Origin of the sequence: Enterococcus sp. AZ171 (assembly GCF_051714005.1) — a bacterium.
Taxonomy (GTDB): Bacteria; Bacillota; Bacilli; order Lactobacillales; family Enterococcaceae; genus Enterococcus_B; species Enterococcus_B pernyi.
Window position 1 is genome coordinate 2,169,155 of the sequence record NZ_JBIORA010000001.1, and the last position, 15,252, is coordinate 2,184,406.

General features: G+C 39.7%; 13 protein-coding genes and 1 other annotated feature. Of the genes, 1 reads left to right on the forward strand and 12 read right to left on the reverse strand.

Annotation, left to right across the window (positions count from 1 at the left end):
• Window positions 1–16 precede the first annotated feature (16 nt).
• From IGJ49_RS10540 to IGJ49_RS10565, 6 genes are read right to left on the reverse strand one after another with little or no spacing between them, the layout of a single operon-like run.
• The gene (locus IGJ49_RS10540; protein WP_010734846.1) at window positions 17–328 is read right to left on the reverse strand and encodes a V-type ATP synthase subunit F; all 312 of its coding nucleotides are present in this window, start codon (window positions 326–328) and stop codon (window positions 17–19) included.
• Window positions 318–1,304 (reverse strand): V-type ATPase subunit, encoded by a 987-nt coding sequence (locus IGJ49_RS10545; protein WP_224434141.1) that lies wholly within the window; start codon window positions 1,302–1,304, stop codon window positions 318–320. Before IGJ49_RS10545 ends, IGJ49_RS10540 begins: the two co-directional genes overlap by 11 nt.
• A 14-nt stretch (window positions 1,305–1,318) precedes the next feature.
• A complete protein-coding gene (locus tag IGJ49_RS10550; RefSeq protein WP_023520056.1) occupies window positions 1,319–1,903 on the reverse strand; it encodes a V-type ATP synthase subunit E in 585 nt (194 codons plus the stop codon).
• Window positions 1,904–1,919: 16 nt separating this feature from the next.
• Window positions 1,920–2,390 (reverse strand): V-type ATP synthase subunit K, encoded by a 471-nt coding sequence (locus tag IGJ49_RS10555; protein WP_010734843.1) that lies wholly within the window; start codon window positions 2,388–2,390, stop codon window positions 1,920–1,922.
• A gap of 23 nt (window positions 2,391–2,413) precedes the next feature.
• Entirely contained in the window at window positions 2,414–4,408 is a 1,995-nt protein-coding gene (locus tag IGJ49_RS10560; RefSeq protein WP_224434142.1) for a V-type ATP synthase subunit I, read from the reverse strand.
• Window positions 4,395–4,727, reverse strand: a complete 333-nt coding sequence (locus IGJ49_RS10565) for a hypothetical protein (RefSeq protein ID WP_438723379.1) — start codon at window positions 4,725–4,727, stop codon at window positions 4,395–4,397. The genes IGJ49_RS10560 and IGJ49_RS10565 overlap by 14 nt, the downstream gene beginning before the upstream one ends.
• 99 nt (window positions 4,728–4,826) lie before the next feature.
• Window positions 4,827–4,874, reverse strand: a sequence feature (sodium ion sensor (DUF1646 type); this cis-regulatory element may regulate processes involved in with the transportation of sodium ions).
• Between the two features lie 215 nt (window positions 4,875–5,089).
• Between IGJ49_RS10565 and IGJ49_RS10570 the strand changes: the two genes are divergently transcribed.
• The gene (locus tag IGJ49_RS10570; RefSeq protein ID WP_010734840.1) at window positions 5,090–5,809 is read left to right on the forward strand and encodes a gamma-glutamyl-gamma-aminobutyrate hydrolase family protein; all 720 of its coding nucleotides are present in this window, start codon (window positions 5,090–5,092) and stop codon (window positions 5,807–5,809) included.
• 96 nt (window positions 5,810–5,905) lie between these two features.
• On the opposite strand, the gene IGJ49_RS10575 is transcribed toward IGJ49_RS10570, so the two are convergent.
• From IGJ49_RS10575 to IGJ49_RS10600, 6 genes are all read right to left on the reverse strand, one after another.
• Window positions 5,906–7,804 (reverse strand): fructose-1,6-bisphosphatase, encoded by a 1,899-nt coding sequence (locus IGJ49_RS10575; RefSeq protein ID WP_224434143.1) that lies wholly within the window; start codon window positions 7,802–7,804, stop codon window positions 5,906–5,908.
• Between the two features lie 253 nt (window positions 7,805–8,057).
• Window positions 8,058–9,320, reverse strand: coding sequence for an ABC transporter permease (locus tag IGJ49_RS10580; protein ID WP_062804873.1), 1,263 nt, complete (start codon window positions 9,318–9,320; stop codon window positions 8,058–8,060).
• Complete coding sequence (locus tag IGJ49_RS10585; RefSeq protein WP_010734837.1) at window positions 9,313–10,212, reverse strand: ABC transporter ATP-binding protein; 900 nt, start codon at window positions 10,210–10,212, stop codon at window positions 9,313–9,315. The genes IGJ49_RS10580 and IGJ49_RS10585 overlap by 8 nt, the downstream gene beginning before the upstream one ends.
• Before the next feature lie 142 nt (window positions 10,213–10,354).
• Window positions 10,355–12,133 (reverse strand): excinuclease ABC subunit UvrC, encoded by a 1,779-nt coding sequence (gene uvrC, locus IGJ49_RS10590; protein WP_438723383.1) that lies wholly within the window; start codon window positions 12,131–12,133, stop codon window positions 10,355–10,357.
• 266 nt (window positions 12,134–12,399) lie between these two features.
• On the reverse strand, window positions 12,400–12,714 hold the full coding sequence (trxA, locus tag IGJ49_RS10595) for a thioredoxin (protein ID WP_010734835.1): 315 nt from the start codon (window positions 12,712–12,714) through the stop codon (window positions 12,400–12,402).
• Between the two features lie 85 nt (window positions 12,715–12,799).
• Window positions 12,800–15,160: an endonuclease MutS2 gene (locus IGJ49_RS10600; RefSeq protein ID WP_438723384.1), complete on the reverse strand. Its 2,361-nt coding sequence runs from the start codon at window positions 15,158–15,160 to the stop codon at window positions 12,800–12,802.
• Window positions 15,161–15,252: the final 92 nt, after the last annotated feature.

Consider the following 15,252-nt stretch of genomic DNA (forward strand, 5'->3'; position numbering starts at 1 on the left):
CTATCTCCTTTACATTCTATAAGATATTTTGTCCAACTGCTTTTTCCACACTCTTTTGGATCTCTGCTACGCCGATCCCCATCGTTCCTTGATGGCTAGGGATTAGGACAATTGCTGGCGTCATCGATTCTTTGTAACGTTCTATCGTCTCAGGTGTCATCGCCGCCGATTGTTCTGTGATATAGATCACTCCATAGGCGCTTTTTGCCATTTGTTCGATTGCGCGCCTCACTTCTTGTGGCTCTGTCGCATAGTGCACATCAAACCCAAATAATTTAAATGGTAAAACAGAATCTTTGTCGCCAACGACACCGATTTTATGCGTCATAGACTTGTCTCACCCTTTCTCTGATCGTTTCATTATCAAAGTGATTTTTCTTACCGATCACTAATAGCCGAAGATTTTTACTCTCAATTTCTTTTGCATTCAAGAAAGCAAGTAAAGGCAACGGGCCAAAAGCCTGCGTTTGTGTGGCTTCATACAGCGAAGATAAGTAATCGTCTTTGATTTGTTCTAATCGAACAAAATCTAGTTCTCCTTCATGGATTGCAGGTTCGATCAATTGACGATAATCTGTTGTTTGCAGAAAGTTCAAATAGGTATCCAACTCGCTTTTGACGAAACTCAAAAACGTTTCTTTCGGGATACTGCCAGAACTTGAAAGTACTGCAGTCATAAAACCACTGGATCGTTGTTGCAAGATACCGCGTGCCATCGTCGTGATATTAGTCAAATCAATAAACGCAATGATTTCTTCCAGTAATTCCGGATACCCAAGTTTCTCTCCAAGACGGCGTTGCTCTGTCAAGAAATAGCGATCATAGATAACATCGATTCCTTGTAACACAGAGGATTCTTCGCAGTATTCATGGACTTCACGAATACTATCCATCAACTGCGAAGGCAATTCTGTAGAGCCTTGTGTATGGATTGCTTGCTTTAACGCTTCGCATGAATAAAAACCATCATTACGGTACAGGTGATCCAGATTTTTACCCGTCATCTCGGCTTTTGTCAGGACTTTTAAATTATGGAACGTATACCGCATCGTATAGACCCAAACGACTTCAGGTTCTGGCGCCGATTCTTTCAACCAGGTAAATAGTTTGCCCGACTCAGCCAATAGATTTTCCTCAAAGTCCCGTTCAAAACCTTCGTAGATATAAGGATGATAAATCGTTGTTTTTAACATTTCGCCTAATGCGTCCAATGATTTCGTCTGGATCATGCGATCAAAATCTTCTTTTGATAAAAGTTCTAATTCTCTTCCACGAATCAAGGGATTTAATTCATGATAATCCATTCACCGATCCCTCCTTACTCGAATAGTTGTTTCGCAATTTCAAAGCGCATTTGTTCTTGCACTTCTTGTACTAGATCACTATAGACAAAGTTGTATTGTACCCCTTGGTCATCAATCAAAAATCCTGCTTCTTTGGCAATCCTTCGATCACTTAGATGCAAGGTGAAGGGCAACTGTTGGTTCCACTTTGTCACTACTTCATTGGTTAAAATGGCAGCAGATTTTTCTCCGGCTAATAAAGTAACCTCACCAGATAAGGATAAATTCTGCACCATATTGAACATCAATGAAAGTTGATCTTCTGCTGGCCAACTTTCTAATTCTTGGCGTGCTTCAGCAAACAAACGATGTAAAAATTCTTGTTTTTCATTGAGTGTTGCTTGACGCACTTCCACCTGTTGGCGATTTCTTAATTGACGGTAACTCTTTTCGATTTCTTCAAGTTCTTTAGATTTTTGCTTTTCATCGTCTGCTTCTAAACGCGCACGCTCGATTTTGAACTGCTGATCGATTTTTTCACGTTCTGCTTTTTCAAACGCCGCTCGTTCTGCTTCAGCTGTTTCATTCATTTGACGAATGATATTATCAATGGCGTTCATTGTTTTTCCTCCTTGTTTAAGCATTCAATACTAATAAGAAAGAAATAACGAAGCCTAAGATTGCGTAAGTTTCAACCATTGCGGCAAAGATAATTCCTTTAGTTGCGTGTTCTGGTTTTTTCGCTAAGATCTGGATACCTGCAGCAGATACTTTCCCCTGAGCAATCCCAGAAAACAATCCTGTAAAGGCAATCGGTAAAGATGCGCCTAAAAAATTCAGCCCTTGGACAACCGACATATCTGCATTTAAATTGATAAAGATCAAGAAGGCGATTACGAAGCCATAAAGTCCCTGTGTTCCGGGAAGTAATTGTAAAATCAACGCTTGTCCAAATTTTTCCGGTTGACTTGTCGTCAATGCAGCTGCGGCTTCACCAGTCATCCCCACACCTTTCGCTGATCCGATCCCTGAAAAGATCGTGGCTGTTGCCATCGCTAATACCGCAAACACCATTCCACCATTTTGAGCAATTAAGTAATCCATCATTTTTTAAAATTCCTCCAATTTTTTTACTTTTTCTTATGATTGATATTGACATATTTTTCCGCTGTTTTCAGTGGATCGAAGGCCCGTCCGCCTCCGGTATAAAACTTGCCGAAAAATTCGACATATTGCAATCTCGCGCCATGCACGTAGGCACTAAGCAAGGTCAAGAACATATTCAACGCATGTAAAGCGATGATCAATAAGATCCCGACACTAAAGCGCGCGGCTGGCGGCATGAAAGCAACCAACATATTGAAGGCAGCGCCGATACTCCCACCAGAGATCCCCAAAGCCATCAATCGTGTGTAACTCACTAGATCACCGATATAACCAGTCAAACCATACAAATTATAGGCTCCTTTTGCAGCACCTTTGACTTTGGATGAAGATTGGAAAATCGGAATGACAAAAATACATAGCGCTGATAAAATCGCTAATCCTGCACCTAGGTAAACAAAAATCGGGTTCTTGACGATCATACTACCAAGTAATAAAAGGACGACTCCCACTAAAATCCCTTGCCAGGCAAATCCATCATTGATCGCATCCACGTAATCTTTGCGCTTGATATGCTCTTTTGCTGCAAGAAACAATCCTACTAAGATTTGGATAAGCCCAAAAATGACAGACAAGACTAAAATCGTATTGACATCATCTGTTGTAGACAACAACGGGAAGGGTAAGTGGATACCTAATACTTCGGTCGGTAACGCTTGTCCAAAGAAGGAACTATAAATAAATCCCCAGATGATCGACGGAATCGCTAAGATTTCGAAAAACTTAGCAAATCGCTGCATCCCTCGAGGTAATACCAACAATTTTTGCGCAATGATTGCGCCTATAAGCATGAGTAAACCATAACCAATATCAGCCACCATCATCCCGAAAAAGACAAGATAAAATGGCGTCATCCATGGTGTCGGATCAATTTCATGATACTTAGGTAAACTGTACATTTCCGTCAGCATTTCAAAAGGTGCCACGATTGGATGGTTCTTCAATTTCGTTGGTACTTCTTGATCGATCTCTTCTTCGGTGGGCGCTTCAAAGCTAAGAAAGACTTCATCAGCAGACAACGTATTTTCTACCTGCTGGATCAATTCTTGCTTTTCGTCCTCGCCGACCCATCCTTGGACAACGATCAGGTAAGGCGCCATGACAAATCGATCCTTCACTGCTTCTCGTTCTGCCATTGCCAAGAAAATTTCTTCTGCCCATTCCAATTCTTGGATGTAACTGCTACAACGACCGATTTTGATCGCTAATTGTTTTTGTGCTTCGTAACAAGCTTGCAACTCTTGCTTGATTTCCTGTAGCTGTTCTTTTGGCGTTTGCTCATAAGGATATGCTTCTTTGACAAAACCATAACGAGTAGCAATCTCATCGACAATAGATGCTGAAGTTTTGAGCCCCACGTAAGTCAAGTAAACGAAGTGATCTGTTTCGCTGACTTCTTCCACATAGACCTCTGGAACTTTTGCTAATGCTTCTCTAAATTCTGTCGCATTAGCAACACTGATCGTTCCCATCTCAACTGTTGTTTGGTGACTACTAAAGCTTTGCGGTATAACATCCAGATTTGCCCAATGTGTCAACCAGTCTTCCTGCTCTGACAGTTGTTCTCGTTGTTCTGCTAATGTTTCCCATTGTTTCTTCAAGCCTAATATTTCAGTTAAACGCTTCGTAAAATCTTCTTCCGAATAATTTGCTTCTAGTTCCTGCAAGGTCACTTCTCTTCGTTTGAGGTGTTGTTTCTTTTGTTGCTTGTCCCCATGATGATCAATGAACTGAACAGCTTCTCTTGTTTGCATGATCCGACTAGTAAGCGCATTGACGATCGGTTCTTTTTCAAAAATCGCTGCCTTAGGAAAATAAGTATCCACCCATTGATTATTTGTCGTTTCTTGAAAAAGATCGCGAATCTCTACATTTTGGATGCCTTGGATTGCTTGTAATAAGGCATCCTGATTTTGTTTATCGGAAATAAGAGTCACTTTTTCCATCTTAGTGACGGCCATAGGTTTCTTTCACCCTTTCAATGATCGCGTCAACCGCTTGCTGACGTTGCTTCTCATATTGTTCTTGTACGATGGATTGCAATCGTCTAGCGTCTTCGTTCAATTTATTTTTTTCAGCAATCGCTTTTTGCTGTTCCGCTCGTTTTTTTTCTTCAAGCAACTGTTCCAAATGTTGTTTTTGACTTGCACGAAGTTGATCCAATTCGACCGCTTTTGCTTCTTTATAATCTTTTAACTCTTGCTGAAGCTTTTTCATCGCTTGTTCATTTTCTTTTTCAGCTTGTTTGATTTTTTCTAAGGCTTCTAGCACATTCCCCACTTCCTTTCTCTAAAAAAAGAGGGACATCCTTTCTTTTTTCATTGAAAGTATGTCCCTCTAAAAATAACTTCAGATAATCTAGGCACTTTCAAAAAAATGTTCTTCTCACCCCTTGAAGAACTAGATCCTTGAAGCTTGCGCCCAACCATTTATATATTTCTTACTTACAAGTATAACAAATTCAGGTAAAATTTCAACTAACAGATCCCTTTTTCCTTTCAGAAAGTTCATAACTGACAGTAAATGAGCAACTTTAGAAACATTCTACCTATTATATAATTACGTACGTTTTCCAAAACAAATATTTTAATTTTTTTAAACTATTGCTAAAATAGAAGTAGTTTATGAATGGAGGAAATCGTATGCATCAAAAAATTGGTATCGCGGCCAATCAATTACTGCGGGCTACAGAAACATTTCAAGGAAATCAAGTCACTTACACCCCGCAAGGTTTTGTTAATGCGGTACAGCAAGCAGGGGGCTTGCCTTTGCTTCTCCCTATTTCTTCCACAGAAAGCGCTCGTGACTACATTCAGCTCGTCGATAAGCTGCTCCTAGCTGGCGGTCAGGATGTCAGTCCTTCGTTCTACAACGAAGCGCCTCACCCTAAATTGACAGAAACAAACCTGAATCGGGATCTATTTGAACAGGCGTTGATCAATGAAGCATTAAAACAAAATAAACCGATCTTAGCTGTGTGTCGTGGGATGCAATTATTGAATGTAACGTTAGGGGGGAATCTTTACCAAGACCTTACGTTATATCCAAATTGGTCAGTGAAACATGAACAACAACCAACTCCCCCACAATTTGCTACGCATGAAATCACAGTCGAACCAGATAGTATCCTCCACGAAGTATTACCTACTTCTTATTTTGTAAATTCTTATCATCACCAAGCAATCAGGGATCTTGCTCCTACACTAAAAGCAACAGCGTATTCTCCTGATGGATTGGTGGAAGCTGTTGAAAGTAAAGGATCCAACCAACGAATACTTGGTGTTCAATGGCATCCTGAGCTTATTCACCAAAAAAATCCACTCGATCAAAAATTATTTGATTATTTTGTACAATCGTTATGATCGTTATAAACGAAATGAAGAGCCCGTCTAGCAGGAACATGTTGTTTCGGCTAGACGGGCTTTCATTCATTTTATGCAAGGAACATCGATCTGCAGTTAACTTCTACGATACTCAAGCAGCTGTTTCAATTGCTCGATTTGTCGCTGCAATTCGCTCCCTTTTGTCGTATCACGATTTAATTTTCGTGGCAACTGTTGATCAATGACCTTTTTGACTTCTGCCAAGCCATTGGCTGTTTCAAATTGTTCCTCGATGCCTAAAAATGGGTAGTGGGTCACGATTTGAAAGCCATAAGAGTTACATAGCAACGAATACCCTGCAATACCCGTTGTTCGTTGATAGGCCTTTGATAAACCACCGTCAATCACGAAAACTGTTCCGTCCGCTTTGATTGGTGACTCCCCTTTTTTCACTTTGACTGGTGTATGTCCATTGATGATCACTGAACCATAGACAGGTACACCGAACTCACGCCTTACTTTTTGACTCAACCATTCTTTGTCTCGTAATCGATAGTAAGCATTGCTGACTTCCACATGCGTTTCTTTTTCTGCTAAATAATAACGCTCAAACGTAGCCATCTTACTTTTACCAAACAACGGCGAGTAAGGCCCACTCCATGCGTACCAAATCAAATCAGTCGCTAGGTCTTCTTTTTTCTTCAGTGATTTAGCACTTTCACGAATCTGTTCTTCAAAAAATGCCATCAATTGCTTCCCTTGATACGTCTCACTCCCAAGTTTAAAACTTAGAAACTCACCATGTTCATCTACCGGCATACAGCCATGAAACAAGATACTTTGGTTCGTGACAAGATACATCCTACCTTTTTCTAAAAGGAAATCCATATGTTTTTGCATTCGGAGTGAATGTTGAAAAGAATACAGCAACATATCGATCACTCGTCGTTCGTCTGCCGTTAAACGATCCGGTTCCTGCACAGAAATCGTCTGGAAACATGGGTGATGGATCGTATACTTTTGACCATCCAGAAACAACTCATTTTTTTCATAATCGATATTCGCTAACATATCCCGATCCGCCATCTCAAATTCTGGTCGTCGTTTCAGTAAATGCGATTCTAGTTTGAATTGCATGATCGCAAGCGCTTGATGGATTTTCTCCATCTCTTCTCTCTCGCGTTCCGTTGCGTCTTGGCTATTCTTAGGTGTAAACAAAGGGTTTGTTTGATAAGTTTCTGTCGCAAACGAACAAAGGGAACGCAGATTCAACGCGTATTCTTTTTCCAACTCGAATAAATAATTATACCGCGCAGCGATACGCAATAAGGTCAACAAACAAGTTTCCGAGCCACAATATGCCCCCAGCCATAAAATATCATGGTTGCCCCATTGGATATCGATTGAATGGATCTCCATCAAGCGGTCCATCACTTTGGCGGCTTGTGTCCCCCGATCAAAGATGTCTCCGACCACGTGGACATGATCGATCACCATTCGTTGAATCGTCTGCGCTAACTTTTTTAAAAAGCGCTCTTCTTCATTCATCTCAAGCAACTGATCAACGATTTTACTCACATAAGATTTTTTCCCTTGCACACGATCATCGACATACAATAATTCCTCAATGATATAACTATATTCTTTAGGTAAGGCTTTTCTTACTTTTGATCTCGTATACTTAACAGAAGTGAATCGCAGTAACTCGATCAATTGATGGATCAACGTTGTTTTGTCTTGTTTTTTGTACCAGTCAGTCGCTAATGCGTATTCCGGATATGCAACAAAAATCGTTAATCGTTTCATCTCTTCTTCACTTAAACAATCTTGAAATAAATCTTTGATTTTCTCTCGTAGATTCCCTGAACCATTTCTCAATATATGATCAAATGCTGGAAACTCTCCATGGATATCACTTAAAAATAATTCGGTTCCTTTTGGTAGTTGTAGGATTGCTTCTAAGTTGATGATCTCCGTAATGACTTCTTCTTTTGTTGGGAATTTTTCTGACAATAATTCTAAATATTGATCCATCCAAACGCCTCCAAAATTGGTATACCTAAAATTATAGGACACACAATGGATATTTACAACAAAATTACTTTACTAAATAAAAAATAGGTACATATAAAATCGTGGATTTTTCAAATCAAACAAAAGCACTCTAGGTATACGTCTAAAAGCAACTCTTACGAAAATAAGCCGAGACACCCGAAAATTGTTCTTCACCTTTCGGGCGTCTCGGCTTATTTCTCATCATTGAATATTTCTGTTACAACTTCAACATTTATTTCTTTTTGCGTTCATTTCTCATGATTGAAATCGATTGTTTCAATGACGTCCAAATACCACCTTCACTGTAAACAAGCACGTTTGATTTGTACATATTTGCGGACATGAACATCAATACGAATGTGATGATCACTAGAACGATCAAAGAAATCAATACGCCACTTATTTCAACCGTTTCATTTGCCAAGCGGATCGGCATGATATATGAAGATAGGAATGGAATATATGAAGTGATGCGGATCACGATATTATTCGGATCAGATGCACCAAGGATCAATCCTAGCATATAACCACCTAAAGAAAGGTACGTCACTGGTAAAATCGCTTTTGCTGTATCTTCGGCTTTGTTGACTAGTGAGCCACATAAGGCAGCTAACACGGCGTAGATCAAGATCCCAAAGAACATAAATAGTAAAGAGTACCATAAGAATGGCCCGAAAATACTATCCAAAGAAATCCCATCCAGTACACTTTTAACGATTTCCATATCTTTGAACTGGTTGAATCCTACTGCAAAGATGATACCGTATAAAGCCATTTGAGTGACTGCCACTAGCAGAACTCCTGTTAGTTTTCCATAAAAATGTTTTTGTGCAGTGGTACTAGACAAGATCACTTCCATGATTCTTGTCCCTTTTTCTGAAGCAATCTCTTGCGCGATGATCTGTGCATACGTCAAGATGATGATGAATAGAATGATCGTTGCGACATAACTGACTGCATATTGAACAGCTGAGTTATCTTCTCCTATCGTCATTTCACCATTGGCGTCAAAACTGACTTTTTGTCGTGAAAATACAGCCGGTTGACTTAATGCAGCCACTTCTTCAGGAGAGATCCCTAAGCTACTTGCCCGCATCATTGACTGTAAACCAGTCAACTGCTGTTGGATCAACAGTTGTGTTGCTTGGCCTAATGAGTTTTCACTAAATAATTCTCCGGATACTTCTCCATTATCTGTCGTGACTACCATGTACGCATCGATCTTTTCGTCAGATAACTTACTTTTGGCTTCATCCTCCGATGAAAAAGCTTCAAAGTGGAAATCCCCCATATCGGATTGACTCAAATAATCAGTGATTTGTTGGTCTTCAGCAATCACACCGATTTTATCTGTTTCACTGTTTTGTTGAGCAAAATTACCTGCTAAGTAAATCACACCCATCAAAACAAACGGGACTAATATCATAATAATAAAAGAAATCGATTTGACATTTTTCAAATAGACATCTTTTGTGATGATCCAAAATTTACCCATGTAGTTCACCTGCTTTCATCTTGAAGATTTCTTCTAAAGTAGGCGGTTGTTGATTGAACATTGGAATATAGCCAAATTGTGTCGCACGGGTAAAAATTTCTTTCCCTACATCTGGATGATCCAACGTGATTTCCAACGATTGATCCTCACGAAGAACCACTTTTTGGACCCCAGCGATTTCCTCTACTTCTTGTTGTGACAATCCAGACTCCAAAAATAGCTTTGTTCTGCCAAATGCTTCTCGAATCTCGTGGACTTTCCCATCTAGTACCATCTCCCCATTTCGAAGCATGATCAAGTGGTCACAAATCTTTTCAACATTATCCATATTGTGACTAGAAAAAATGACACAAGAGCCATTTTTCTTCAATTCGATGATCCCGTCTTTAAGTAGCTCAGCATTCACTGGGTCCAACCCACTAAAAGGTTCATCTAAAATAATCAACTTGGGTTCGTGGATCAGTGTTGCAATCAGTTGTACCTTTTGTTGATTTCCTTTTGATAAGGACTTAACTTTATCTGTTTTTTTCCCTTTTACTTGAAATTTCTCCATCCAAAAATCGATCTTAGGTTCAATTTCTTTTTTTGTTTTTCCCCGTAATGCGGCAAAATAGATCAACTGTTCTTGGATCGATACCTTGGGATAAAGCCCTCGTTCTTCAGGTAAATACCCAATGATGTCATAATCTTTTTCACTCAAATGATGGCCGTTCCATAGTACTTCTCCTTGATCTTGCGTCAAAAAATCTAAAATCAAACGAAAAGTCGTTGTTTTTCCTGCCCCGTTTTGCCCAATCAATCCCATGATTTTCCCATCAGGTATTTGAAAAGAAACATGATCAACAGCTGTATAACTGCCAAATGTCTTAACCAAATCCTTTACTTCTAGCATTTTCTCACTCCTTCATCCTAAATTCCTCTATCCTTTACTGTACGATATAAAATAACTTATACATAAGAACTTATGTTATTGTTTTTTATTGTACATATGAAAATGATAGGACACTTTACAGGTTTTGTAAAGCGCCCTCAGTTCAATTTTTATGCAGTTTATCGAAAACATTTTGTGCGACATTTTTTGGTAGACCAATTTCTTGTAACTCCTCAATTGACGCAGCGGTGATGTTTTTTAACGATTTGAACTCTTTCAACAACATTTTTTTTCGTTTTGGCCCTAACCCTTCAATTTCATCTAAGCGCGACGCAAAACTATTTTTACTACGTAACTGACGATGAAACGTGATTGCAAAGCGATGGACTTCGTCTTGGATACGTTGCAATAAAAAGAATTCTGGTGAATTTCGTTCAAGCGGAACCACTTCTAATTCATTCCCAAATAACAACTCATTGGTTTTATGCTTATCATTCTTAGCCATTCCAGCGACAGGGATATCGATTCCCAATTGATTCTCCAGTACATCCTTCGCTACATCGACTTGCCCTTTCCCCCCATCGATTAAAATCAGATCAGGCAAGGGCAGTTCTTCTCGTATCACACGTGCGTAGCGGCGGTAGATGACTTCTCGCATCGAAGCATAGTCGTCTGGTCCAACGACCGTTTTGATTTTGTATTTACGGTATTCTTTTTTTGCTGGTTTTCCATCGATGAATACCACCATCGCCGCTACTGGATCGGTTCCCATGATATTAGAGTTATCAAAAGACTCGATCCGAATGGGTGCTGGAATGTTCATCGCATTACCAAGGCGCTCGATCGCTCCGATCGTTCGTTCTTGTTTCCTCACGATCAAATCAAAGCGTTCGTTCAATGCCACCCTTGCATTTTCATTGGCTAGTTCGACTAATTTTTTCTTCTCACCACGTTTGGGCTGGATGACTTTTGTCGATAATAACGCCTCAACACTCGGTTGATCGATCGTATCAGGGATCACCACTTCTTTTGGAATGAAATGTTCATTTTCCTGATAAAACTGCCCGATGTATGTTAAGAAATCCTCTTCTGCTTCATTATAAAAAGGAATGATCGATACATCTCGTTCAATCAGCTTTCCTTGACGTACAAAGAATACTTGGACACACATCCAGCCTTTATCAATGGCATAACCAAACACATCTCGATCAATCAAATCAGTGTTTGTCATTTTTTGTCTTGTCATGATCGTTTCAATAGCTCTGATTTGATCACGATACTCTGCTGCTTTTTCAAATTCCATATTTTCTGCAGCCTTAGCCATTTTCTCTTTGATTTCAGCTTCGATCGTCTCATGGCCACCATTCAAAAAGCGTTTGACTTCGTTCACGATACTTGTATATTCCGCTGGATCTACATCAAAATAGTAGGGACATAAGCATTGACCTAAATGGTAATAAAGACAAGGTTCTTTTGTCTGACTTGGTTTACACTTCCGTAAAGGGAATAAACGATCTAAAATCTTTTTTGTTTCATTCGCAGCCCCAACATCCGGGTAAGGGCCAAAATAAAAGGCTTTGTCTTTTAATACTTTACGAGTGATCACCAAACGAGGATATTTTTCATTCGTGATTTTTAAGAAAGGATAAGTTTTATCATCCTTTAACATGATATTGTATTTTGGATCATTCTTTTTGATCAGATTGATTTCTAGCAGTAATGCTTCAATGTTGGATTCTGTCACAATGTACTCAAAGTCCTCGATCTCACTGACTAATCGCTCCGTTTTCGTGTTATGACTTCCAGTAAAATAGGAACGCACGCGATTTTTCAAGACTTTGGCTTTTCCCACATAAATGATCGTGCCGTTTTTGTCTTTCATCAAATAGCAGCCAGGCTGATCAGGAAGTAATGCAAGTTTATTTTTTATTCGTTCATTCATGGTGACTGCTCCTTTATATTTCTGATATCGCTATTATAACAGAGGTTGAGAGAGAAGTATCAAGCGAAGAGACATAAGAAAAATTTTGCGCAGTTTATTGTATAAATTTTTAAGTATCTTGTCTCCAAAAATAGATACTATTCTCTTCATCTATGACTTTTTTGTTCCACTTCTCTGTTCAGTTTCATGACTTGATTAGTCGCAAAAAAACCGAGACAGCAATCCATATGATTGTTGTCTCAGTCTGATGTGTTAGTTACTTAATCTTATAAGTGTTGGGCAATCATTTGACGTAATTGATCTTTTGATTGAACACCGATTGCTTTTTCTACTACTTCGCCGTCTTTTTTCAAAAGTAATGTTGGAATACTCATGATCCCAAATTGTTGTGGTGTTTCAGGATTTTCATCAACATCCATCTTCACGATTCTGAATTCGTCTTCGTCATATTCTTCTTCTAACTGGTCTAAAATTGGCGCTTGCATTCGACAAGGTCCACACCAAGTTGCCCAAAAGTCGATTAAAACTAACCCTTTATCTGTTTCTTCGTTGAATGTTGCATCTGTAATTACTTGAGCCATATCAAAGACCTCCATTTATTAGTCTATTCTAAGTATAGCACTATTGGTACCTAGATTCGAGCTATTTGCTTACCTTTAGTAAGCTTTATTTAAATTTAACAATTGTCGCACCATTGCCCCCTTGATTTCCAGGAGCAAAATCGAAGCTCTTGACGCTACGATGATTTTTTAAATAATCGGTGATCCCGGTTCTTAGTGCGCCTGTGCCTTTTCCATGAACGATCGTCACTTGAGGGTAGCCAGCCAAAATTGCCGCATCTAAATATAGATCGACTTCATTTAATGCTTCTTCATAACGTTTCCCTCGAAGATCAAGTTGATTGGAGACCGTCGAATGCGCATCTGAGCGAACCGTATGGATCACTCGTTGTTGTGGTTCTTTTTGGGGAGCGATCGGTGTCAATTCACTTTCCGAAACGTTCATCTTCAAGATACCGATCTCCACTTGCCATTGGTTGCCATTTTTGCGCAACAATGTTCCACGTTGCCCATAAGTCGTCACGAGTACTTCGTCACCTGGTTTCAATGTTTTCTGTTCTTTCGCTTTTTTCAAGACTTTATTTTTCTTTAATTGTTCTTCTTGATGCAAGTTAGCTAACTGTGATTTGGCATCGATCAATTGATGCTCTTTGACCGTACCTTGCCCCACTTGTTTTTGTAAATTGCGAATATCTGCGATGATTTTTTCTGCCTTTTCTTCTGCTTCAGAAACAAGTGCATTGGCTTTTTGTTTGGCTTTCGCCATTTCTTGTTCGCGCTCTTCAAAGAAGTAGCTATAAGCTTCTTTCAAATCATTGTACAGACGTTGCGCTTCATCGACATAATGACGCATCTCTAAATACTCTGTTTCTGCCATTTTTCGACGATTCTCTAAATCAGTGATCATTTCATTCAAGTCTTGACTTTCATCGTTCATCAATTGCTTGGCTTCATCAATGACTTGGTTGTCTAATCCTAAACGACTTGAAATCTCAAAGGCATTACTTCTACCTGGCACGCCGATCAACAAGCGGTATGTGGGGCTAAGGGTGTCAACGTTGAACTCCATGCTTGCATTGATAGTATTCGAACGATTGTAGCCGTAGACTTTCAGTTCAGGATAATGTGTTGTTGCCATCACATAGGCAGATTTCTTTCCTAGATCATCTAAAATAGCAATTGCTAGCGCTGCTCCTTCTTGAGGATCAGTCCCTGCACCTAGTTCGTCAAATAAAACTAAGCTTTTTTCATTAACTTTGGAAAGGATATCCACGGTATTTGTCATATGTGAGGAGAAGGTCGATAAACTTTGCTCAATCGATTGTTCATCTCCGATATCAGCAAAAATATCTTCAAAGATCCCGATCTGACTTTCTTCATCCACCGGGATCGGTAACCCTGCTTGCCCCATCAATTGCAATAAGCCCAGTGTTTTCAACGTGATGGTTTTCCCACCAGTATTTGGTCCAGTAATGACGATCGCTTGATAGTTTTCCCCAATCGAAATATCATTTGGTACGACTTTTTCTTGATCGATCAATGGGTGTCTGGCTTGCTTCAAATCAACAATGTTTTCTGTACTGATCGTCGGTACGATTGCCTTTAGTTCTTTCCCAAAGCGTGCTTTCGCATTCATCAAGTCCATTTTTCCAATGACATACGCATTGTGGAGAATTTCTTGGCGATGAGGAACCAACTCCGCCGACAACTCAATTAGAATACGTTGGATCTCATTGCGTTCGGCAATTTGATATTGACGCAAGCGATTGTTCAACTCCACGACTTGTTTTGGTTCAACGAATAGTGTTTGTCCCGAAGAACTTTGATCATGGACGACTCCGCCAAACACACCACGATATTCTTGTTTTACTGGAATAACATAGCGGTCGTTTCTCATCGTAATGATGGCATCGCTTAGGTATTTGGCATTTTTCCCACGAACGATCCCATCTAATTGTTCTCTGACTGCTTGTTCGCTTCTACGGATATTATGGCGGATCGTCTTCAACTCTGGAGAGGCATCATCCGTCACTCGTCCATCATCATCGATTGCTTCTTTCAAACGACGGCTCAAGGATGGGATAGCGACTAATTGATCTGTCCAAAAATAAAGACGCGCAAACTCAATCTCGCTATCTGCTAAATCATCAATAAAACGTCGCAACTCACTAGTAGTAGATAAGACACGAGAAACTTGTGCTAACTCGACCCCATTAAGATCCGCACCGATTTGGATCCGTTTCATATGTGGGCGGATATTCTCTATTTTGGGGATTGGGATGCCGCCACGCAATCGTTGGGCTTTTAGTCCATCTTCCGTTTCTTCCAACCAATATCTGATCGTCTCTGCTTCATTCACTGGCACAAGCTGGGCTAATTCTTCTTGCCCTTGTGCTGTGATCACAAACTGTCGTACTTGTTGTTTTACTTTTTCAAACTCTAATGTTTCTAGAATGCGTTTGTTCATTTTTTCACCTTACTTTCACTAAAAAAGAGGCCGATAGATGGCTAAGCAGTCTTCAAGACTAACCAACATCTTCATAGCCTCTGTCATTGACA